Origin of the sequence: Pseudomonas sp. WJP1 (assembly GCF_028471945.1) — a bacterium.
Lineage (GTDB): Bacteria > Pseudomonadota > Gammaproteobacteria > Pseudomonadales > Pseudomonadaceae > Aquipseudomonas.
This window is the reverse complement of record NZ_CP110128.1, coordinates 5474369-5497537: the sequence shown is the minus strand read 5'-3', so window position 1 is coordinate 5497537 and position 23169 is coordinate 5474369. Positions and strand designations below refer to the sequence as shown.

The window sequence follows — 23169 nt, the reverse complement described above, 5'->3', positions numbered from 1 at the left end:
AACGACATGGCAATCCCGGACGCCCTGAGTCAGAAGCGAGCATCGAGTCGCTTGCTGCAACCGACCGTCAAATCGCATCTGGCCTACACACTGTTGTGCGCTCTGGTCATGATGGTGATGTTTTCCGTGCTGCGCCTCGCGCTGCTGGTCTACAACCGCGAAATGATCCTCGACACACCGGCCGCGACCTTTTTCGAAGCATTCGCCAACGGCTTGCGTTTCGACCTGCGCCTGGTGGTCTACCTGAGCGTTCCGCTGGTGCTGGCGCTGTTCAGTGCCCGGGCCATGGCGGCGCGGGGAATCTTCCGCCTGTGGCTGACAGTCACCTCCAGCATCGCGCTGTTCCTGGGCCTGATGGAGATGGACTTCTACCGTGAGTTCCACCAGCGCCTCAACGGGCTGGTCTTCCAGTATGTGAAGGAAGACCCGAAAACCGTGATGAGCATGCTCTGGTACGGTTTTCCGGTGGTTCGCTACCTGCTGGCCTGGGCCCTGGGTACCTGGATCCTGAGCCTCGCGTTCAAGGGTGCCGACCGTGCCACGCGTCCTCGTGGCCCTTTCAGCGGCGGCAGTATCAGTACCCGGCAAGTTGCCCCCTGGTACTCGCGCGCGATGGTGTTCGTGGTGTGCCTGCTGATCTGCGTGGTCGCGGCCCGCGGTACCTTGCGTCAAGGCCCGCCCATGCGTTGGGGTGATGTCTACACCACCGATTCCAACTTCGCTAACCAACTGGGCCTCAACGGTACCCTGTCCCTGGTGGCGGCGGCGAAGAGCCGGATGTCCGAAGATCGCGACAACATCTGGAAAGCCACGTTGCCTCAACCGATGGCGCAGCAAACCGTGCGCGACCTGCTGGTGATGAAGGACGAAAAACTGGTGGATGCCGAGACCGCCGCCGTGCGTCGTGACTACATGCCGCCGGCGGACAAGACCTTGCCGATCAAGAACGTCGTCGTGATCCTGATGGAAAGCATGGCCGGTCACTCGGTGGGTGCACTGGGCGCACCGGGCAACATCACGCCGTACCTCGACAAACTGTCGAAGGAAGGCCTGCTGTTCGACCACTTCTTCTCCAACGGTACCCACACCCACCAGGGCATGTTCGCCACCATGGCCTGCTTTCCGAACCTGCCGGGTTTCGAATACCTGATGCAGACCCCGGAAGGCAGCCACAAACTGTCTGGCCTGCCGCAGTTGCTCAGCGCCCGTGACTACGACGATGTGTATGTCTACAACGGCGATTTCGCCTGGGACAACCAGTCGGGTTTCTTCAGCAACCAGGGCATGACCAACTTCATCGGGCGTAACGACTTCGTTAACCCGGTGTTCTCCGACCCGACCTGGGGTGTGTCCGACCAGGACATGTTCGACCGTGGTCTGGTGGAACTCAAGGCCCGCGATGGCAAGGACAAGAAACCTTTCTATGCCTTGCTGCAAACCCTGTCCAACCACACCCCCTATGCGTTACCGACCCCCTTGCCGGTCGAGCGCGTGACCGATCGTGGCAGCCTGAACGAACATTTGACCGCCATGCGCTACTCGGATTGGGCGCTGGGCCAGTTCTTCGAGAAGGCGCGCAATGAGCCCTACTTCAAGGAAACCCTGTTTGTCATCGTCGGCGACCACGGTTTCGGCAATGAGCGTCAGATCACCGAAATGGACCTGGGCCGTTTCAACGTGCCGATGCTGATGATCGCACCGGGCATCCAGGAAAAGTTCGGCACGCTCGACCACACCGTTGGCACTCAAGTCGACATCGTGCCGACCATCATGGGCCGGATCGGTGGCGAAGTGCGTCATCAGTGCTGGGGCCGTGACTTGCTCAACTTGCCGGAAGGCGACACCGGTTTCGGTGTGATCAAGCCGTCGGGCAGCGAGCAGACCACCGCGATCATCACCGCGGACCAGATCCTGGTCTTGCCGAAGGACAAGGACATGGCGCCGAAGATGTACCAGTACGAACTGGGCGCTACGCCTCGTGCCGTGGTTGTTCCTGATGCACCGCGTACCGCTGAGCTTAAAACCAAGCTCGAAGCGTTCCTGCAAACGGCGACCAAGAGCCTGATCGATAACACCGCCGGTGTGGTCGACGGCAAGCCGGATTAAACTGGCAAGACCGAGCAAATAGCGATGCAATAAAAAAGAGGCTCTTGTAGAGCCTCTTTTTTTGCCGGTCAGAACTTCATATCTTGCCGAGCAACAACAGGATCAGTATCACCACCAACACCACGCCGATGATACCGGACGGGCCATAACCCCAACTTCTGGAGTGCGGGAAGACCGGTAGACCACCGATCAGTAACAGGATCAGAATGATCAGAAGAATTGTGCCCATGTCTGTTTCCTTGCTTTAAGTCTTCAGGAATGACCTAGCCGTTATCAGTCAGCGGGAATGTCATTTATTCGAGCTGCTTAAAAAATCCGACCGCTACTCAGGGCAAAAAATTCCAAGTTTTTTTGCTGTTTTTAGAACTATTGCCTATTCCGTCTGATGTTGCGTTAGTTGGTTGAGCCGCGCCTGCGGTTTGCTCGGGGCATTCAGCAATCTGATAGAGCGTGGGACGGCCAATATCCTTCGCTACACTCGACGCATCTTCCCCGGAACAACAAGGCTGTTTGCTATGCAAAATCGCATGATGATCACTGGTGCGGGCTCCGGCCTGGGTCGCGAAATCGCGCTGCGCTGGGCGCGCGAAGGCTGGCAGCTGGCCTTGTCGGACGTCAGCGAACCAGGCCTGCAGGAAACCCTGAAACAGGTGCGCGAAGCCGGTGGCGACGGTTTTATCCAGCGTTGCGATGTGCGTGATTACAGCCAGCTGACCGCGTTTGCCCAGGCCTGCGAATTGAAGTTCGGCGGTATCGACGTCATCGTCAATAACGCGGGCGTGGCCTCGGGCGGTTTTTTCAGCGAACTGTCCTTGGAAGACTGGGACTGGCAGATCGCAATCAACCTCATGGGCGTGGTCAAGGGCTGCAAGGCTTTCCTGCCGTTGCTGGAGAAGAGCAAGGGCAAGATCATCAACATCGCGTCGATGGCGGCGTTAATGCAAGGCCCGGCCATGAGCAACTACAACGTGGCCAAGGCCGGCGTAGTGGCGTTGTCCGAAAGCCTGCTGATCGAATTGGCGCATCAGGAAGTCGGCGTACATGTGGTTTGCCCGTCGTTTTTCCAGACCAATCTGCTGGACTCCTTCCGCGGCCCGACGCCGGCCATGAAAGCCCAGGTTGGCAAGTTGCTGGAAAGCTCGCCCATCAGTGCCGCCGATATTGCCGACTATATCTACCAGCAGGTTGCCGCCGGCGAGTTCATGATCCTGCCCCACGAACAGGGCCGCCAGGCCTGGGCGCTCAAGCAGAAGAACCCGCAATTGCTCTACAACGAAATGACCCTGATGGCCGACAAGATGCGCGCCAAGGCCAGGCAATCGGCAAGCTGAACTTGCCCACACGGAACAGCCTCGTTAGGGTGGCCGCCATCGGCCATCCTCGCGAGACGTTCGCATGCTCAATTACCTGTGGTTTTTCCTCGCTGCGTTGTTCGAAATCGCCGGCTGCTTCGCCTTCTGGATGTGGTTGCGCCAGGGTAAAAGCGTCTGGTGGGTGGTGCCGGCGTTACTCAGCCTGACGTTGTTCGCATTGTTGCTCACGCGAATAGAGGCGACTTACGCAGGCCGTGCCTATGCCGCTTATGGCGGTATCTACATCATTGCTTCGATTGGCTGGCTGGCGGTGGTCGAGCGGATTCGACCACTGGGCTCCGACTGGTTGGGCGTTGCGCTGTGCGTGATCGGGGCCAGCGTTATCCTGTTCGGCCCACGCTTCTCGGCTTCCTGACGAATCGGCCCTCGATTGAGGTGCGTGTCAGGCATTTCCTTCAGCAAGGCAGCCCAGTGGCTGTAGGTTCGGTCTGGATTACCCAGGCTGTCTTGTAGGCCCGGCGTGCACCGGGCATCTTCAAGGCCCGGTAACCCTGAAGGACCAAAGCCATGCTTGTATTGAGTCGTGTAGTCGGCGAATTGATTTCCATCGGCGACACCATTTCGGTGCGCATCATCGCCGTCAATGGCGGTAACGTGCGCTTCGGCATCGAAGCCCCGAACCATGTCAACGTGCACCGAAGCGAGATCTACGAGCGAATCCAGCGCAAGCTGGCGCGCAACAAGAAATCAGTCGAATAGATGCTTGGGCACGTCATGCTTGAGCATCAACTGGCATTGCTCGCTCTCCGGATCGAAGACGATCAGGGCCTGGCCCTTGATCAATGCCTGGCGAACACGCAATACGCGGGTCTCCAGCGGCGTGTCATCGCCATTGTCGGTACCGTCGCGGGTCACGAAGTCTTCGATCAGGCGGGTCAGGGTATCGACTTCAAGTTGGTCGTGGGGAATCAGCATAGGCACCTCGGCTAAACAATGGCGCGATGCTACGGCGAATGGGAGGTCGCCGCTAGCCTGTGGTTGAAGCGCTGCCTGGACTGACGCCATCGCGAGCAGGCTCGCTCCCACAGGGATACGCGGTTAACTGTGGGAGCGAGCCTGCTCGCGATGGCGATTGATCAGTCAACGAAAATACCTGGCTCAGCTATCCGACCGCTGCCCCACCAGGCTATCCACCGACGGCACCCGTGTATCGCTTTCCATCTGCGTCTCGTGTTCGATCTGATGACTGAAGCGGTCCAGCGAGCCCGTGGCCGGCTGCGCGTCGCTGGCGAACACCGGCGGGCTGAGGATGTAGGCGCCGAGCAGGCGGCTGAGGGCGGCGAGACTGTCGATGTGGGTGCGTTCGTAGCCGTGGGTGGCGTCGCAGCCGAAGGCGAGCAGGGCGGTGCGGATGTCATGGCCGGCGGTGACCGCCGAGTGCGCGTCGCTGAAGTAGTAGCGGAACAGGTCGCGGCGTACCGGCAATTCGTTGTCACTGGCCAGGCGCAACAGGTGCCGCGACAGATGATAGTCGTACGGCCCGCCGGAATCCTGCATCGCGATGCTCACCGCGTGTTCGCTGGAATGCTGGCCGGGCGCGACGGGCGCGATGTCGATGCCGACGAATTCACTGACGTCCCAAGGCAGCGCCGCCGCGGCTCCACTGCCGGTTTCCTCGGTGATGGTGAACAGCGGATGGCAATCGATCGCCAGCTCTTCGCCGCTGTCGACGATGGCTTTCAACGCTGCCAGCAACGCGGCGACGCCGGCCTTGTCGTCCAGGTGACGGGCGCTGATGTGGCCACTCTCGGTGAATTCCGGCAACGGGTCGAAGGCTACGAAATCACCGACGCTGATGCCGAGCGAGTCACAATCGGCGCGGGTGGCGCAATAGGCGTCCAGGCGCAACTCGATGTGATCCCAGCTGATCGGCATTTCATCGACCGCGGTGTTGAACGCGTGCCCGGAGGCCATCAAGGGCAGCACACTGCCGCGGATCACGCCGTTGTCGGTAAACAGGCTGACGCGGCTGCCCTCGGCGAAACGGCTGGACCAGCAACCCACGGGGGCCAGCGTCAGGCGGCCGTTGTCCTTGATGGCGCGCACGGCGGCGCCAATGGTATCCAGGTGCGCGGAAACCGCACGGTCCGGGCTGTTTTTCTTGCCCTTGAGGGTGGCGCGGATGGTGCCGCGGCGGGTCATCTCGAAGGGAATGCCCAGCTCTTCCAGGCGTTCGGCGACATAACGCACGATGGTGTCGGTGAAGCCGGTGGGGCTGGGAATGGCGAGCATTTCCAGCAGGACTTTTTGCAGATAGGTCAGGTCCGGTTCCGGGTATTGGCGGGTCATGGAAACTCCTGATGAATTGGGTGCTGAGCGCTCCCGCGCTGAGCGTGGGCGCGCTCATGAAGAGGGTTAAACGGCCGGCTGACTGTGCGGAAACAACAGATCCACAAACCGCTCGGCTGTCGGCTGCGGCTCATGGTTGGCCAGTCCGGCGCGCTCGTTGGCTTCGATAAACACGTATTGCGGTTGATCGGCGGCAGACACCATCAGGTCGAGGCCGACCACGGGAATATCCAGCGCCCGCGCCGCGCGCACCGCGGCGTCCACCAGCGTGGGATGGAGGATCGCGGTGACGTCTTCGAGAATCCCACCGGTATGCAGATTCGCCGTACGCCGCACGAACAGGTGCTCGCCCGCCGGCAGAATGCTGGCGTAGTCGTAGCCCGCTACTTGCACGGTGCGCTCGGTCTCAGGATCCTGCGGGATCTTGCTTTCGCCGCCTGTAGCCGCCTGGCGCCGTCGACTCTGGGCTTCGATCAGCGCACCGATGGAGTGCTGGCCATCGCCCACCACCTCGGCTGGCCGACGAATCGCCGCGGCGACCACTTCAAAGCCGATCACCAAAATCCGCAGGTCGAGACCTTCGTGGAAGCTTTCCAGCAACACGCGACTGTCGAACTGGCGGGCGGCTTCGATGGCGTTCTGAACCTCTTCAATGGTCTGTAGATCCACGGCCACCCCTTGCCCCTGTTCACCGTCCAGCGGCTTGACCACCACCCGTTGGTGTTCGTCGAGAAACGCCAGGTTGTCATCGGCGTTACCCGCCAGTTGCTGCGCGGGCAGGTTCAGGCCGGCGGCCGCGAGCACTTTATGGGTCAGGCTTTTGTCCTGGCACAGGCTCATGCTGATGGCGCTGGTCAGGTCCGTCAGCGACTCGCGGCAACGTACCCGCCGTCCGCCGTGGCTGAGGGTGAACATGCCGGCCTCGGCATCATCGACCTGCACATCGATGCCGCGGCGATGGGCTTCCTCGACGATGATCCGCGCGTAGGGGTTGAACTCGGCTTCAGGACCGGGGCCGAGAAACAACGACTGGTTGATGCAGTTCTTGCGCTTGATGGCGAAGGTCGAGAGATTGCGAAAACCGAGCTTGGCGTAAAGGTTCTTCGCCTGGCGATTGTCGTGCAGCACGGACAAGTCCAGGTAACTCAGCCCACGGCTCATGAAGTGTTCGATCAAATGCCGCACCAGCACTTCACCGACGCCGGGCCGCGAACAGTGCGGATCGACCGCCAGGCACCACAGGCTGCTGCCGTGTTCCGGATCGTTGAAGGCCTTGTGATGATTGAGGCCCATGACGCTGCCGATGATCGCGCCGCTGTCCTCATCCTCGGCGAGCCAGTACACCGGGCCGCCCAGATGACGCGGAGTGAGCAAACTGGCGTCGATCGGCAACATGCCGCGCGCCTGATACAACTGATTGATCGCCTGCCAGTCGGCATCGCCTTGCGCACGACGAATGCGAAAACCGCGAAATACACGGGTTGCCTGTCGGTAATCGCTGAACCACAACCGCAGGGTGTCAGAGGGGTCGAGAAACAGCTGGGCCGGCTCCAGCCCCAGCACTTGCTGGGGTGCGGCGACATACAGGGCGATGTCGCGCTCGCCCGGTTGCTCATTGAGCAGCTCCTGGGCAAGGCTCTCCGGGTCGGGGAACGTATGGCCGATTAACAGCCGTCCCCAGCCGCAATGCACGGCAATCGGCGCGGTACCGAGTTCGCTGCCGTCTTCGGCCAGACGCGCCTGCAAGCGTTCGTAAGAGGGCGCCTGACCCCGCAACAGGCGTTGGCTGTACGCCGTGGCTTGAGGTTTCATCGGTCAGATTCCTTGTTCACTGAGCCACAGGTTCAGCGCCGCCAATTGCCACAGCTTGGAGCCGCGCAACGGGGTCAACTGGCCTTGTGGGTCGGTCAGCAAGCGGTCGAGCATCGCCGGGTTGAACAGGCCGCGATCCTGGCTAGGGTCGAGCAGCAATTCGCGTACCCAGTTCAGCGTGTCGCCCTGCAAATGCTTGAGGCCCGGCACCGGGAAGTAGCCTTTCTTGCGGTCGATGACTTCGCTCGGAATGACCAGGCGCGCCGCTTCCTTGAGCACTTGCTTGCCGCCATCGGGCAGTTTGAATTTACCCGGCACCCGGGCAGACAATTCCACCAGGCGATAGTCGAGAAACGGCGTGCGCGCCTCCAGGCCCCAGGCCATGGTCATGTTGTCGACGCGCTTGACCGGGTCATCCACCAGCATCACCGTGCTGTCCAGGCGCAGGGCCTTGTCCACCGCCGCATCGGCGCCGGGCTGTGCGAAATGTTCCTTCACGAAGTCGCCGGCGGCATCATTCGCGGTCAGCCATTTCGGCTGTACGGTGGCGGCGTAATCCTCGTAGCTGCGGTCGAAAAACGCTTCACGATAGGCCGCGTAGGGATCGGCTGCGCCATCGACCTGCGGATACCAGTGATAACCGGCGAAGAGCTCGTCCGCGCCCTGGCCGCTTTGCACCACTTTGCAATGCTTGGCCACTTCGCGGGACAACAGATAGAAAGCGATGCAGTCATGACTGACCATTGGCTCGCTCATTGCGCGGAAGGCGGCGGGCAGTTGCTCGATGATCTCTTTTTCGTCGATGCGCAATTGGTGGTGGTGGGTGCCGTAATGCCGGGCGATCAGGTCCGAATATTGAAATTCGTCACCGCGCTCGCCACCGGCATCCTGGAAACCGATGGAGAAGGTCGACAGGTTTTCCACGCCGACCTCACGCAACAGGCCGACGAGCATGCTCGAATCGACACCACCCGACAGCAGCACGCCGACGTCCACCGCCGCCCGCTGACGAATTGCCACCGCCTCGCGGGTGCTGTCGAGTACGCGGTCGCGCCAGTCTTCGAGGGTCAGATTCTTCTCATCCTCGTGTGGGCCGTAGGGCAGGGTCCACCAGGTTTTCTGCTCGGTGCTGCCGTCTGCTTCGATGCGCATCCAGGTGGCGGGCGGCAGCTTTTCGATGCCGGCCAGCAGGGTGCGTGGCGCCGGGACCACGGCATGGAAATTCAGATAGTGATTGAGGGCCACCGGATCGAGGATCGGGTTGATGTCGCCGCCCTTGAGCAATGCTGGCAACGCCGAGGCAAAGCGCAGGCGCTGGCCGGTGCGCGACATGTACAGCGGCTTCACACCGAGACGGTCACGGGCGATGAACAGGCGCTTGGCGTCGCGCTCCCAGATGGCGAAGGCAAACATGCCGTTGAGCTTGGGCAACAGGGCTTCGCCCCAGGCGTGGTAGCCCTTGAGCAGCACTTCGGTGTCGCCGCCGGAATAGAAGGCATAACCAAGGCTTTCGAGTTCGCTGCGCAGTTCCGGGAAGTTGTAGATCGCGCCGTTGAAGGCCAGGGACAGGCCCAGTTGCTGGTCGATCATCGGCTGCGCCGAGCCGTCCGACAGGTCCATGATTTTCAGGCGGCGATGGCCCAGGGCAATCGGCCCCTGGCTATGAAAACCCCAGGCATCAGGGCCTCGAGGTGCCAGGTGGTGGGTAATTCGCTCGATGGCTGCAAGGTCTGCAGGTTGATTGTCAAAACGTAACTCGCCAGCTAATCCGCACATAAATTCCTTACCGGTTTTTCCGTTGGGGAGGGTCAATCGATACCGTGCCAAAAGGGCAGGTACTCAAAAACTGACCCGCCTCGGTTGTGGGAGTTTTAGAACGATAAGTTATAAGCAGGAATTGCAGGGCGAATGGCTGGCGTGGCAGAACCACCGTTGGCCGTGGCGGTAACTATTGCTGGGATGCATAGAAGTAGCTGCTGGGATGGGTTGCGATCCGACCCGGTATTCGAATTATCAATTGCCTGCCGGGCTTCCTAGACTGAGCGTCTCTTCACGCAATAAGGATATTGCTCATGCTGGCTACGACTTCCAAAACCGCCACCGCAGCGGAGCCGCTGACCTCGGCACAACGCCTCGAAGCGTTGTTGGAACACACAGGCGACCTGGACAAGGCGCAAGTGCTGCAAGCGTCCATTGCACCCTGGTTGGCGACTGCGGATCTTACCGTGGTGCAGGCTCTGAAGGCTGCGTTCGAGCAGTCTTTTGATACTCAAGGCAAGGTCACGGAGGCGCTCAAGAAACTCAAGCCCTTGGACGAGTTCTGTAAAGAGCAACTGACCGAATTCCTCAAGGGTAAATGGACCGTCGATTTCGATGTCGAGCGGGACATGCTGGACATCACGAAAACTCTGTACACGTCCACAGGCGCGCTTCCGGTCCTCGGTTACCCGGATCAAAAAACCACGACATCACGCAGCCTGCTCCAGGCGGCCATGGAAAACTTTACTTCCGGGGAAGCGGGGAGCGGCGGTTTTCCAGCAGAGTCGGTAATTCGCATCAATGAACAAGCCCAATCAGACGCTGAAATCACCCCTGTAAAATTCGCTGCACTGTGTCGTGAACTCGACCTGGGGGCTCGCTATCAGCGCCATATCGACCAGGCCCTGGCATTGCCGGCCAAACCCGCAAAAGATGCACCTGTCGATGATCGGGCTAGAGTTGCGGACATCCGGCGCCTGAAGGTGCTGGACATGCGGGTTGCCTTGCACATGGCCTCCCTGAAAAAGGACATCACTCCCGCGGTCTATACGATGCTGCTGAGTGTGATCGATCAGGATCTCCCGGCAGCTCAAACCAGGGGCGCATTGTTCGATGGCGGGCCGGTGCATTGGCAGGGCTTGATGATTCACGACACTTGCATCTGTGGGGCACTGGTATTTACCAAAGTCTCCATCGATACCGAGCCGAAGGCCCGGTGTGTGGTCTACATGCCGAACGAACCTCGACGACCACTGTATGAATACGCCTCTCTGGATGACTTCAAGGTCTACCTGACCCTCCATTTGCAAAGCAAAAGCTACAGAAAGTCTTTCGCCGGGCAGTACCTGCATGGCCATGATAAGACCGGGTTTTTTACCGGGTTTGACAAGGGCAAAACCTTGGGCACGCTCGCTGCTGTTCCTGCCGACACCTGCCTTGGCGATTTTTTCTTCAGTACGTTGGTCAGCACGACTCAAAAAGACGCACGAATACTTGCCGTGCCGACTGAAGACGTCGATGAGCAGCAGCGGGAAAAAAACCTTCAGGCATTGATCGATGGTGGTCTTGTGTTGTTGAACGTAGCCGCTTTTTTCGTCCCGGTGATCGGCCAGTTCATGCTGGCTGCGGCGGTCGTCGACATCGTCAGTGAGGTGTATGAAGGCGCGGTGGACTGGACGCACGGCGAGCGGGCCGAGGCGTTGACGCATTTGTTGAGTGTGGTGGAAAACGTCGCGCAGCTGGCAGCGTTTGCCGTCGGCGGAAAAATAATCGCCAAAGCTATCGGCAGGGGCGCGAAGGAGCAGGAGGCATTCTTCGACAAGTTCGAGGCCGTCACTCACGCAGATGGTACGGCTAAATTGTGGAAGCCCAACCTCGACGCCTATAAACAGACCACGGCTCTGCCAATTGACGCGCAACCTGATGCGCAAGGGCTTTACCGGCATGCCGGGCAGACGTCGATCGTCATCGAGGGTGCTCCCTATCGAGTCACCCAAAGCGCAGAGGGATCGCCATGGACCCTCAATCATCCCGTGCGTACTGACGCCTTTGCGCCTGCCGTCGAGCGAAATGTCGAAGGGGGCTGGCGGCATGTCTATGAGCATGCGCACGAGTGGCGCGACGGTGCCTATGCATTGGAGCGTACGGATCCGCGCCTGGGTGATCTGGGCGATGACCTGGAAGCGATTGCCGACATTACCGACATGACGCCTGACAAGTTGCACCAGCTTCATGAAAGCAACCTCAAGTTACCGCAGCGGCTGAATGATTGTGTCGAGCGCTTCAGGATCGACCGGCGCATCACCACGATGGTCGCGGCAATGGAAGGGGGAGAGAGCACAAACAAGGACTTCATCCAGGAGCAGCTGCATACGCTGCCGAGGCTGCCCGGCTGGCCGGCGGAGCGCTTCATTGAAGTGCGCGACGGGGAAGACCTGGTCGTGTCCCGCTTCCCCGAGACGGCGCCGCATGATGATGACGTCAACAGCGTGCACGTCCTTCAATCGGAACTGGACTCGGGAAAACTGCTCGATACGGTCATCAATGGTCTTTACCCGACTGAAGTGGAGGGCATCATCGGCAAAACAACCACTGAATCGAAATCGCAGCTGTTGGCAAAGAAGATCGCGACAAGCCTCAAGAATGATCGCCAGCCGCTGTTCGAGTGGCTCTATAAGGCCTGGGACGGCACCGCCACCGGTGACTTGGCGCTGTTGCGCGAACACACCACTGACCTTCCCACGAGGGTATGCGAGGAATTGCTGGATAACGCCTCTGCCAGCGATCGCAGCTTTTTGCGTGACCGCAAGATCCTCGGCATGGATCTCGCCGTACAGGTCAGCGAAGCACAGGCGCAGATCAGGCAGGACCGTGCGCTCACCGGGTTGCACCTCCCGAGATTGGCCAATGCCGACACCGACAAACTGTCGCTCGGGCTGATGGACAGGGTGCAAGGCTGGGATGACAGCTGCCGACTTGAAGTGCGACAGGGTTCAGCGACCGGCACCTTGCTGGACAGCGTGGGCGAAATGGATGCGCAGTCGCTCGGGATCATTGTCAAGACGCCCACCGGTTACCAGGTCACTCAAACCACTGGCAATGTCTCTTCCACGCTGACCAGCGACACGCTGCTTGGGTCGATACTTGACGCAATGCCAACGACCCAGCGCACCCGCATGAGTCTCACGGGCGAAGATCCGCTGGATGTACCGACGTTACGGTCACGGCTGTCGAGGGCCGCCGCTGGCGATCCGGTGCGTACCGGGCGGGTGTTGCGAGGGGAGCGCAGTGATACACCCAAACACCTTTTTGCCTGTGTCCAGGCGGACTCCCCCGCTGCGAACTCGTATGCAAGGGGCTTGATTCGTAAAGTCAAAAAACTTTATCCGCTGTTCACGGATGACCAGGCTTCGGCGTTTCTCGACAGCGCCGGCAGCACCCAGATGCAGCGGGTGAATCGAATCAAGGAACTGGAGCAGCAACTGAAAAAACTGCGCGGTGTGCTGCACACCTGGCGTGACGATAAAGTGGCAATAGCTGAAGCAGTAGAGAAGCTGCCGGGGAATGAAAACGATATCCGTGTCAGCCGTCGTCAAGTGGCCAATACCATCGAAAAATGCTGGCGCCGGATAGCACGGTCCACTCGTACTTCTACAATGCTCAGGCTGGAGCGCAACCCTGTAGGCCCATTACCGACGCTGACCGAGCAGGATGTTGCCCATGTGCGCAGCCTTTCCATCACTGAGATGAAGGCTGGCGATGAGCTGGCGTATTTCCTTGCGCCGTTCAAAGGGCTTGTCACGCTGAACCTGGACCACAATAACCTCAAGCGATTGCCTGAAGCCTTGTCGCACATGGCCGATCTTGAGCATTTGAGCCTGCAGGGAAATCAGATACAACTGACCGAGTACACCTTGCGCAAACTGGCGGACATGCACAAATTGCGCTCGTTGGGGCTGAGCGACAACAACCTGGGCGCTACGGTTGACGTCAGCAAGATGATCAATCTGAAAGAACTGTTACTGCGTGATACTCACGCGACGGAACTGCCTGTCGGGCTTCAACACGTTCTGGATCTGGACTTCGTGGACCTGAGAGGAAACAACATAGTGGAGTTGCCGGAGTGGCTGTTCAACCTCCGTCAGCGAAACGCTCTGTCGATCAACCTGAGTGGTAACCCCGTATCCGCACGTAGCCGAGCGAGGCTGGGGACCTTCCATAGCAATACGGGCATCGGGATGGGGCTGTGGCAAAATGAAACTGTGGTGGTCCATGATCAAAGGGCTCGAGACCTGTGGATGCCCAAACCGGCTGAAGCGACCTATGCCCGTCGTAATGGTGTATGGCTGGCGCTAAAGGAAAACCCCGAATCGAAAGCATTCTTTGAATTGCTGGCACAACTTGGAAGTTCGGCCGATAGCCGCTTTGTGCATGAAAACATGACATGGCGGGTCTGGAGTGTCATGGAGGCGACCCGGAGCGATGAGGCGTTGTGCCGTCTATTGCTGAAGATGGCGGCGACAGCCCGTTGCGCTGATGACGCGGCGTCGCTCTTCAGTAATATTGAGGTCGCCGTTGAGATCGAAAAGGAGGTTCGACTGTCCGCTAATGCCCATGATAAGGCCGCTCGGCTGTTGAGACTTGGGCGCCGCCTGTTCCGACAGGATTATCTTGCCAAAATTGCCAGGGAACGGGTCGAGGCCAATCCAGCGCTCGATGATGTGGAGGTGGAGCTGGCTTATCGCACCGGTCTGGCCGACAGGCTCGAACTGATCGGTCAACCCCGGCACATGCGATTTGAATTGGTGAGTGGTGTAAACGCAAATGACCTGGATGCGGCCTACAACAAAGTCATTACCGCAGAACTTTCACCTGAACTCTTGACCTCCCTCATTGAACGCTCGTTCTGGAGCGATTTTTTGCGAGCGCATCATGGCGAGAAATTCTCCGAAATGATCGCGCCCTTTCAAGTGCGGGAGCAGACGGCTTCTGAAAACGAAGCAAAGCTTGGCGAGGACTATGGCCCCACGCTCGACCGCATCGACGCTGATATGAAGACGGCTGAACACGATTTGTTGAAGGGCCTGACCCAGGCCGCCATGGACGCCGACGCGGCAAGGACCTGTTTTACGTTGGATTGATCGCCTCAGGCCTTACCGCGTATCAACCGACGCAAAGTGAAGCGGTTAGGATGACAGGCCTCCGCCACAGCCCTGGGCAGCGGCAGCGGTTCGTCATCCAGCCACGCGGCGATCAATTCGCCTGACAACGGCGCTGTGATCAATCCTCGGGAACCGTGGCCGCTGTTGACGTACAAGCCATCCAGCCAGGGGCAGGGGATGTCCGGGATTTGCCGGGCATCCTTGCTCAGTGCACTGTAGACGTCGACGAATGCCTGGCTGTCGGCCAATGGCCCGACAATCGGCAAGTAATCCGGGCTGGTACAGCGAAACGCGGCGCGGCCTTCAAGTTCATCGGCTTGCAGGGTGTGCGCGCCGAGCCGGGCGACCAGGTCCTGCGAGATTTCTTCGAGCATCTGCAAGTTGCCCAGATTCTCGGCCGTGGTCGGCGTAAGGTCGTCGCTGTTGAAATCGAAACTCGCCCCCAGGGTATGTTCGCCCAGGCGTGCCGGCGCGACATAGCCTTCGGCGCACACCACGGTACTCAGCGCCCGGCTTGAAGCTGTTTGCGCCAAGCGGGTGATTTGTCCGCGGATGCGCTTGAGCGGCAACTCGCTGCTGAAAGTGAATCGCTTGATCTCGGCAGCGCCGGCCAGCACCACCGCAGGTGCTTCGGCCAGCAAGCGGTCGCCATCCCATGCTTGCCAACCGCCGTCCACACGGCGCAACTCCAGCACATCGTGATGGGTTAGCAGTTCGATGTTCGACTGCCCGGCCTGCCATTGGCACAACGCAGGCGGATGTACCCAACCGCCTTCAGGGTAAAACAGGCCTCCCGCAGGCAGTGCGATACCGGCGCGAGCCTCGGCGTGTGCCCGGTCGAGTGTGTGCAGCAAGTCACTGGGAAACGCCGTCGCCAACTGCGCCTGGCGCTCGACTTCCTTGGCATTGAAAGCCAGTTGCAAGACCCCGCAATCGTCCCAGTCAACGCCTCGTTGCAAATGCTCCAGCAAGCGTCGGGTGTAACCGAACCCACTGACAATCAATTGCGACAACGCTGTGCCGTGGGCGGACAGCTTGAGGTACAGCACGCCTTGTGGATTGCCCGAGGCCTCCTGCGCCAGCGCAGCATGACGCTCCAGCAGACTCACCTGCCAACCGCGTGCAGCCAGGCTGGCGGCCGTCGCACAACCGGCCAGCCCGGCACCGATCACCAGCGCGCGACGTTCACCGCTGAGCGGGGTCGGGCGGGCAAACCAGGGCTTCGCCACTGCGGGCTTCGGGGTTTCTGCTGGCCAGCCGAGGAAGGTGCCGCGCAGGATTTCCCATTTGTGGCCGATGCCGGGTGTGCGTTTCATCTTGAAGCCAGCGGCATTGAGCAGACGGCGCACCCAACCGGTGCTGGTGAAAGTGCTGATGGTCGAGCCGGGCGCTGCCAGGCGAGCCAGTTCGGCAAACAGTTCGGCGGTCCACATGTCGGGGTTTTTCGCCGGTGCGAAACCGTCGAGAAACCAGGCGTCGATCTGCGCGTCCAGTTGCGGCAGTTGCTCCAGTGCATCGCCGATCAGCAAGGTGAGCGTGACGCGGCCGCTATCCAGGACCAGGCGCTGGAAGCCCTGGTGGATCGCCCTGTATTGCGCCAGCAGTTGATCGGCGAACGGTTTGAGTTCCGGCCACAACGCCAGCGCTCGCTGCAGGTCGGGCAGACTCAGCGGGTATTTTTCGACACTGACAAAATGCAGTCGCGCACCGGCCACAGCGTGCTGCTCGAACAACTGCCAGGCGCACAGGAAATTCAACCCGGTACCGAACCCGGTTTCGCCAATCACCAATTGCCCACCCGCCGGCAGCGCGGCGAAACGCTCACGCAAAGCGTTCTGTTCCAGGAACACATAGCGGGTTTCGTCCAGCCCCGACAGGTCGGAAAAATACACATCATCGAACACCCGCGAGCGCGGGAGCCCTTGGTCGTCCCAGTCGATCTGGGCGTGGGGCATTACAGGTTTCATGGCAGGCTCGGCAACGGCAAGGTCGCCATTCTATCCGATCGCGGCAAGGGGGCATGATCCATGGCAAGGCCTGCATCGGCCAACGCGATGAAAATGGGATTTCTGCCCCGCGGGAGCGGTCAATCCACTAGTCTTGCTCACATCTGCCAGGGAGCCGCCCATGTTCGAATCCGCTGAAATCGATCACGCCATCGACAAAGAAACCTACGACGCCGAGGTACCGGCCCTGCGTGAAGCCTTGCTTGAAGCGCAATTCGAATTGCGCCAGCAGAGCCGCTTCCCGGTGATCATCCTGATCAACGGCATCGAAGGCGCCGGCAAGGGCGAGACGGTCAAGTTGCTCAATGAATGGATGGACCCGCGCCTGATCGAGGTCCGCACCTTCGATCAGCAAACCGACGAAGAGCTGGCGCGACCACCGGCCTGGCGCTATTGGCGAATGCTTCCGGCCCAGGGCCGCATGGGCATCTTCTTCGGCAACTGGTACAGCCAGATGCTGCAGGCCCGGGTGCACGGCGTTATCAAGGACCCAAGGTTCGATCAAAGCATCAACGGCGCCGAACGCCTGGAAAAAATGCTGTGTGACGAAGGCGCCCTGATCTTCAAGTTCTGGTTTCACCTCTCCAAGAAACAAATGAAGGCACGCCTCAAGGCGCTGGCTGATGACCCGTTGCACAGCTGGCGCATCAGCCCGCTGGACTGGCAGCAGTCCGAAACCTACGACCGCTTTGTGAAGTACGGTGAACGCGTCTTGCGCCGTACCAGCCGTGACTATGCGCCGTGGCATGTGATCGCCGGAAAGGATGCGCATTATCGCAGCCTGGTGGTGGGGAAGATTTTGCTCGAAGGCCTGCAGGGCGCCCTGAAACGGCCGAAAATCCACCCGGAAAAAGTCAACGCCGCACCGGTGTTCCCAAGCGTCGATCAATTGAACCTGCTGGACAGCCTCGACCTGACCCTGAATCTGGCCAAGGGCGATTATGAAGAGCAGCTGATTACCGAGCAGGCGAGATTTTCCGGGTTGATGCGCGACAAACGCATGCGCCGCCACGCGTTGATGGCAGTGTTCGAGGGCAATGACGCGGCGGGCAAGGGCGGGGCGATTCGTCGAGTAGCCGCGGCACTGGACCCGCGCCAGTACAACATCGTGCCGATTGCCGCGCCCACCGAGGATGAACGGGCGCAGCCATATCTGTGGCGTTTTTGGCGGCATGTTCCCGCGCGGGGCAAATTCACCGTGTTCGACCGTTCCTGGTATGGCCGGGTGTTGGTTGAGCGCGTCGAAGGCTTCTGCACCCCGGCGGACTGGCTGCGTGCCTACGGTGAAATCAACGATTTTGAGGAACAGCTCACCGATGCCGGGGTGATCGTGGTCAAGTTCTGGCTGGCCATCGACAAACAGACGCAACTGGAGCGCTTCCAGGAGCGCGAAGAGATTCCGTTCAAGCGCTTCAAGATCACCGAAGACGATTGGCGCAACCGCGACAAGTGGGATGACTATCGCACCGCCGTCGGCGACATGGTTGACCGCACCAGCACGGAGATCTCGCCCTGGACCCTGGTGGAGGCCAATGACAAGCGCTGGGCCCGGGTCAAGGTGCTGCGCACCATCAACCGCGCACTGGAAGAGGCGTTCGAAAAGTCGGACAAGCGCAAGGGCAAGTAGCCAGGCGATGGTTACGCATACGCGGGGTGAATGATTGTCGCGGTCGGTTATTGGGTGGGCTTATGCTCGGTCCACTCTCAACCGACAACAACAATGAGGTATGCCATGCGTGAAGTGGTGATCGTCGACAGCGTGCGGACCGGCCTGGCCAAATCCTTTCGCGGCAAGTTCAACATGACCCGTCCCGACGACATGGCGGCGCATTGTGTCGACGCCTTGCTGGCGCGCACCGGGATCGACCCGGCCAGCGTCGAGGACTGCATCGTCGGTGCCGGCTCCAACGAAGGTTCCCAGGGCTATAACATCGGGCGCAACGTCGCGGTATTGTCGCGCCTGGGCATTGGCGTGGCCGGCATGACCCTCAACCGCTTCTGCTCGTCGGGCTTGCAGGCGATCGCCATTGCCGCCAACCAGATCGCATCCGGTTGCAGCGACATCATCGTTGCCGGTGGTGTCGAATCCATCAGCCTGACGATGAAAAGCATCAACACCGATCACCTGATCAACCCGCTGCTCAAGGAGCAGGTACCGGGGATCTACTTCCCGATGGGCCAGACCGCCGAAATCGTCGCTCGACGTTACGACGTCAGCCGCGAAGAACAGGACCTGTACGCCCTGCAAAGCCAGCAGCGTACTGCCAAGGCACAAGCGGCGGGGTTGTTCGACGATGAAATCGTGCCGATGGCGGTGAAGTACCGGGTGGAAGACAAGGTCAGCGGCCAGGTGCAGATTCTCGAAGGCGTCGTGGATCACGATGACTGCAACCGCCCGGATACCACCCTGCAAAGCCTGGCCGGGTTGAAACCGGTGTTCCTCGAAGATGGCTCGGTCACCGCCGGTAACTCGTCGCAGTTGTCCGACGGCGCCTCCATGACCCTGGTGATGAGCCTGGAAAAAGCCCTGGCGCTGGGCTTGAAACCCAAGGCGTTCTTCCGCGGTTTTACCGTGGCGGGCTGCGAACCGGACGAGATGGGCATCGGCCCGGTGTTCTCGGTGCCCAAGTTGCTCAAGGCCAAGGGCTTGCACCTGGGCGACATCGATTTGTGGGAACTGAACGAAGCCTTCGCGTCGCAGTGCCTGTACGCGCGTAACCGGCTGGAGATCGACAACGACAGGTACAACGTCAACGGCGGCTCGATCTCCATCGGCCACCCGTTCGGCATGACCGGTTCGCGTCAGGTCGGGCACATCGTTCGCGAGTTGCAGCGGCGCAATCTGCGTTACGGCATCGTCACCATGTGCGTGGGCGGCGGGATGGGGGCTACCGGGTTGTTCGAGGCTGTGCGCTGATCCGACGCTTGTGCAGGAACCCCTCTGTCCAGAACCATGTTGCGACCCGCACAGTTTCATTCGCGGCCAGGCGTTAACTGTCCCTGTGTGCCACCCGGCTTAGCGCCTAGAATGACGCGACTTGTTTTCCGGATTGGGGTTCGCATGCACGTTTCATCGGGTCGCTGGGTTTATGGGCTGTTGCTGGCCTTGCTGACCGCGCTGTTGTGGGGAATCCTGCCGATCAAACTCAAGCAGGTACTGCTGGTGATGGACCCGGTCACGGTGACCTGGTTTCGCCTGATGGTGTCCGGTGGCTGCCTGTTCATCTACCTGGCGGCGACCCGGCGCCTGCCGAGCCGCAAGGTGCTCGGGCCACGGGGTGGCTGGCTGGTGCTGATGGCGGTGCTCGGCCTGGTGGGCAACTACGTGCTGTACCTGATGGGGTTGAACCTGCTCAGCCCCGGTACCGCACAACTGGTGGTGCAGATGGGCCCGATCATGCTGCTGATCGCCAGTGTCTTCGTGTTCAAGGAGCGTTTCAGCCTGGGGCAGGGGATTGGCTTGCTGGTATTGCTGATCGGCTTCGCGCTGTTTTTCAACCAGCGCCTGAGTGAACTGTTGACCTCGTTGAGCGACTACACCGCCGGTGTGTTGCTGGTGTTGCTGGCGTCCACGGTCTGGACCTTTTATGCGCTGGGGCAGAAGCAGTTGCTGACGGTGTGGAATTCGCTGCAGGTGATGATGGTGATCTACCTGTTTTGCGGGCTGTTGCTGACACCTTGGGTGCATCCGCTTGAAGCCCTGCAACTGAACCCGTTGCAAGGCTGGCTGTTGCTGGCGTGCTGCATGAACACCCTGATTGCCTATGGCGCATTTGCCGAGGCGCTGGCGCATTGGGAGGCTTCGCGGGTCAGTGCGACGCTGGCCATTACGCCCTTGGTGACTTTTGGCGCTGTTGCACTGGCTGCCTGGTGGTGGCCGGAGTATGTGCATGCCGAGACCATCAATGGTTTGGGTTATGGCGGGGCGGTGCTGGTGGTGCTGGGGTCGGCGTTGGTGGCGTTGGGGCCGTCATTGATTGCCGGGCTCAAGGCGCGCAAGGTGCGGATAGCGGCCAGTTAGACCGCGTTATCGTTCTTCGCGGGCAAGCCCGCTCCCACATTGACCGAGTGCACCGTTCATTGTGGGAGCGAGCCTGCTCGCGAAGACTGACTGTCAGGTGCCTACAAGTCTCAGCCCTTGGCCCCAGCCTCCAGCATATTCTCCGGCCTCACCCAGGCATCAAACTGCTCATCCGTCAGATACCCCAGCTGCAACGCCGCCGCACGCAACGTCAGCCCTTCGCTGTAAGCCTTCTTGGCGATCTCCGCCGATTTGTCATAACCAATATGCGGGTTCAAGGCCGTCACCAACATCAAGCCGCGTTCCAGATGCTCAGCCATTTGCCCGGCGTCCGGCTCCAGGCCAGCGATGCAATGCTCCTGGAAGTTGCTGCAGCCATCGGCCAGCAGGCGGATCGATTGCAGCAGGTTGTGGATGATCACCGGCTTGAACACATTCAGCTGCAGGTGACCCTGGCTCGCCGCGAAGCCGATGGTCACGTCGTTGCCCAGGACCTGGCAGGCCAGCATCGACAGCGCTTCGCACTGGGTCGGGTTGACCTTGCCCGGCATGATCGAACTGCCCGGCTCGTTGGCCGGCAGTTTGACTTCGGCGAAGCCGGCGCGCGGGCCGGAGCCGAGCAAGCGCAGGTCATTGGCAATTTTCATCAGGGTCACGGCGAGGGTTTTCAGCGCGCCAGACAACGTGGTCAGCGGCTCGTGTCCGGCCAGCGCCGCAAACTTGTTCGGTGCGGTGATGAACGGCAAGCCGGACAGGGCGGCCAGTTCCGCGGCAATGGCTTCACCGAAGCCGTGGGGCGAGTTCAGCCCGGTGCCGACCGCCGTACCGCCCTGGGCCAGTTCACAGACCGCCGGCAGCGCGCTGCGGATCGCCCGTTCGGCGTAATCGAGCTGGGCGATGAACGCCGAGATCTCCTGGCCAAAGGTGATCGGCGTGGCGTCCATCATGTGGGTGCGGCCGGTCTTGACCAGTTTCATGTGGCGGGCCGACAGCTCGGCCAGGCCACCAGAGAGTTCGCTGATCGCCGGCAGCAAGTGCTGTTGCACTGCCTGTGCGGCGGCGATGTGCATGGCCGTGGGGAAACAGTCGTTGGAGCTCTGGGAGCGGTTGACGTGATCGTTGGGGTGCACCGGGGACTTGCCGCCACGCGGGTTGCCGGCCAGTTCGTTGGCACGTCCGGCGATCACTTCGTTGACGTTCATGTTGCTCTGGGTGCCGCTGCCGGTCTGCCAGACCACCAGCGGAAACTGATCGTCATGCTCGCCGTCGAGCACTTCATCGGCCGCCTGCTCAATCAGCCTGGCGATGTCGGCGGGCAAATCGCCGTTACGGTCGTTGACCCGCGCCGCCGCTTTCTTGATCAGCGTCAGGGCGTGCAGTACCGCCAGCGGCATGCGTTCGTCGCCGATGGCAAAGTTGACCAGCGAGCGTTGTGTCTGAGCCCCCCAATAGGCCTCATCCGGGACTTCCACCTGGCCCAGGCTGTCGGTTTCGATTCGGCTCATCGTGCACACTCCTGTAGGTCTGATTGCGCAGTTTAGGCCGTGATCGGCGGCCGTGGTTCCATCAGTCTGGATTCTGCCCATTCAACCCCTCTAAATCAGGCGCGACAAGGCTTGGGGTTGAGCGACAGAGTTTTTTAGGCGCAGAATGGTCGTCCTTGGGGTTTTACCTCGCCTGCTAGAAAAGGAAACTCGATGACTCGTCTTCGTGCCATCTGTACCGCGGTTGCACTGGTCTGCGCCAGCGGCCCTGTTTTTGCCGATACCGCCAGCCACAACGCCAGTGCCGAGGCTTTCCTGACCCTGGCGCATGCTGACAAACTGGGTACTCCGGTGTACATGCAAGTACAGCAGATGTTCGCCCAGCGCTTCCAGCAAACCAAAGCCCCCGAGTCGAAAAAAGCCGTACTCGAAACCTACCAGGCCAAGGCCAACGCCGCCCTGGACCAGGCCATTGGCTGGAACAAGCTGAAGCCGGACATGGTCAAGCTCTACACCACCAACTTCACCGAGTCTGAGCTCAAGGACCTGGTCGCGTTCTACCAGTCGCCACTGGGCAAGAAAGTCCTGGAAAAAATGCCGCAGCTGACCCAGCAATCGGCCCAGATGACCCAGGCCAAGCTGGAAAGCGCGGTGCCTGTGGTCAACAAGCTGCTGGCTGACATGACCGCCGAACTGGAGCCTAAAGCCGCCGCTCCAGCCAAGAAAAAGCCTTGAGCCGGAGTTGGGCATGACCATGCAACAACGCATTGAATCGACGCTGGGTTTGCTTCAGCCCGAGCATTTGCAGGTGCTGGACGAAAGCCACATGCACAGCCGTGGGTTGCAAACCCACTACAAGGCCGTGGTGGTCAGTGCACAGTTCGAAGGCCTGAACCGGGTCAAGCGCCACCAGAAGGTCTACGGCACGCTTGGCGAGCTGATGGGCGAGTTCCATGCCTTGGCGCTGCACACCTACACGCCTGAGGAATGGGCACAAATCGACGCGGCCCCGGCCTCGCCGACTTGTGCCGGTGGCAGCAAGCACTGATACACCCCTCCCTCTGTAGGAGCGAGGCTTGCCCGCGAACCAGACACCGCGATGTATCTGATGTAACGCGTAATCGTTCTTCGCGGGCAAGCCTCGCTCCTACAAGGGAT

Annotated in this window: 17 protein-coding genes; 10 read left to right on the top strand and 7 right to left on the bottom strand. The window is 60.4% G+C overall.

The features are described 5' to 3' along the window. Positions 1-6: 6 nt before the first annotated feature. Positions 7-2106: an LTA synthase family protein gene (locus OH720_RS24575; RefSeq protein WP_272606516.1), complete on the top strand. Its 2100-nt coding sequence runs from the start codon at positions 7-9 to the stop codon at positions 2104-2106. 76 nt (positions 2107-2182) lie between these two features. On the opposite strand, the gene OH720_RS24570 is transcribed toward OH720_RS24575, so the two are convergent. Next, positions 2183-2335, bottom strand: a complete 153-nt coding sequence (locus OH720_RS24570; protein ID WP_008060837.1) for a DUF3309 family protein — start codon at positions 2333-2335, stop codon at positions 2183-2185. A 286-nt stretch (positions 2336-2621) separates the two neighbouring features. On the opposite strand from OH720_RS24570, the gene OH720_RS24565 reads away from it, so the two are divergent. The 3 genes from OH720_RS24565 to csrA all read left to right on the top strand — a co-directional run bounded on the left by OH720_RS24565 (position 2622) and on the right by csrA (position 4178). Next, positions 2622-3437, top strand: coding sequence for an SDR family oxidoreductase (locus tag OH720_RS24565; protein WP_272603241.1), 816 nt, complete (start codon positions 2622-2624; stop codon positions 3435-3437). A gap of 64 nt (positions 3438-3501) precedes the next feature. Then, positions 3502-3834, top strand: coding sequence for a YnfA family protein (locus OH720_RS24560; protein ID WP_008060845.1), 333 nt, complete (start codon positions 3502-3504; stop codon positions 3832-3834). Positions 3835-3986: 152 nt separating this feature from the next. Next, positions 3987-4178 carry a carbon storage regulator CsrA gene (csrA, locus tag OH720_RS24555; protein ID WP_008060847.1) on the top strand — a complete coding sequence of 64 codons (192 nt, stop codon included), beginning with the start codon at positions 3987-3989 and terminating at the stop codon, positions 4176-4178. On the opposite strand, the gene OH720_RS24550 is transcribed toward csrA, so the two are convergent. From OH720_RS24550 to OH720_RS24535, 4 genes are all read right to left on the bottom strand, one after another. After that, positions 4167-4394, bottom strand: a complete 228-nt coding sequence (locus tag OH720_RS24550; RefSeq protein WP_008060849.1) for a YheU family protein — start codon at positions 4392-4394, stop codon at positions 4167-4169. The two genes, csrA and OH720_RS24550, sit on opposite strands and share 12 nt — an antisense overlap. A 183-nt stretch (positions 4395-4577) precedes the next feature. Continuing rightward, complete coding sequence (locus OH720_RS24545; protein ID WP_272603240.1) at positions 4578-5768, bottom strand: osmoprotectant NAGGN system M42 family peptidase; 1191 nt, start codon at positions 5766-5768, stop codon at positions 4578-4580. Positions 5769-5834: 66 nt separating this feature from the next. Then, on the bottom strand, positions 5835-7580 hold the full coding sequence (ngg, locus tag OH720_RS24540; RefSeq protein ID WP_272603239.1) for an N-acetylglutaminylglutamine synthetase: 1746 nt from the start codon (positions 7578-7580) through the stop codon (positions 5835-5837). A 3-nt stretch (positions 7581-7583) separates the two neighbouring features. After that, complete coding sequence (locus tag OH720_RS24535) at positions 7584-9356, bottom strand: N-acetylglutaminylglutamine amidotransferase (RefSeq protein WP_272603238.1); 1773 nt, start codon at positions 9354-9356, stop codon at positions 7584-7586. A gap of 296 nt (positions 9357-9652) precedes the next feature. On the opposite strand from OH720_RS24535, the gene OH720_RS24530 reads away from it, so the two are divergent. Beyond that, positions 9653-14479: an NEL-type E3 ubiquitin ligase domain-containing protein gene (locus tag OH720_RS24530; protein ID WP_272603237.1), complete on the top strand. Its 4827-nt coding sequence runs from the start codon at positions 9653-9655 to the stop codon at positions 14477-14479. Positions 14480-14484: 5 nt separating this feature from the next. Here OH720_RS24530 and mnmC read toward each other — a convergent pair whose 3' ends face one another. Then, positions 14485-16467, bottom strand: a complete 1983-nt coding sequence (gene mnmC / locus OH720_RS24525) for a bifunctional tRNA (5-methylaminomethyl-2-thiouridine)(34)-methyltransferase MnmD/FAD-dependent 5-carboxymethylaminomethyl-2-thiouridine(34) oxidoreductase MnmC (RefSeq protein ID WP_272603236.1) — start codon at positions 16465-16467, stop codon at positions 14485-14487. A 160-nt stretch (positions 16468-16627) separates the two neighbouring features. On the opposite strand from mnmC, the gene pap reads away from it, so the two are divergent. The 3 genes from pap (at position 16628) to OH720_RS24510 (ending at position 20527) form a co-directional block, all read left to right on the top strand. After that, positions 16628-18133 (top strand): polyphosphate:AMP phosphotransferase, encoded by a 1506-nt coding sequence (pap, locus tag OH720_RS24520; protein ID WP_008060861.1) that lies wholly within the window; start codon positions 16628-16630, stop codon positions 18131-18133. Between the two features lie 105 nt (positions 18134-18238). Further along, entirely contained in the window at positions 18239-19423 is a 1185-nt protein-coding gene (locus OH720_RS24515; RefSeq protein ID WP_272603235.1) for a thiolase family protein, read from the top strand. A 144-nt stretch (positions 19424-19567) separates the two neighbouring features. Next, positions 19568-20527, top strand: a complete 960-nt coding sequence (locus OH720_RS24510) for a DMT family transporter (RefSeq protein WP_272603234.1) — start codon at positions 19568-19570, stop codon at positions 20525-20527. Positions 20528-20637: 110 nt separating this feature from the next. Here OH720_RS24510 and OH720_RS24505 read toward each other — a convergent pair whose 3' ends face one another. After that, positions 20638-22032, bottom strand: coding sequence for a class II fumarate hydratase (locus OH720_RS24505; protein ID WP_272603233.1), 1395 nt, complete (start codon positions 22030-22032; stop codon positions 20638-20640). A 192-nt stretch (positions 22033-22224) separates the two neighbouring features. Here OH720_RS24505 and OH720_RS24500 point away from each other — a divergent pair, with 192 nt between their 5' ends. Both OH720_RS24500 and OH720_RS24495 read left to right on the top strand, forming a co-directional pair. Further along, positions 22225-22746 (top strand): DUF2059 domain-containing protein, encoded by a 522-nt coding sequence (locus OH720_RS24500; protein ID WP_272603232.1) that lies wholly within the window; start codon positions 22225-22227, stop codon positions 22744-22746. Between the two features lie 13 nt (positions 22747-22759). Continuing rightward, on the top strand, positions 22760-23059 hold the full coding sequence (locus OH720_RS24495; protein ID WP_272603231.1) for a BolA family protein: 300 nt from the start codon (positions 22760-22762) through the stop codon (positions 23057-23059). Positions 23060-23169: the final 110 nt, after the last annotated feature.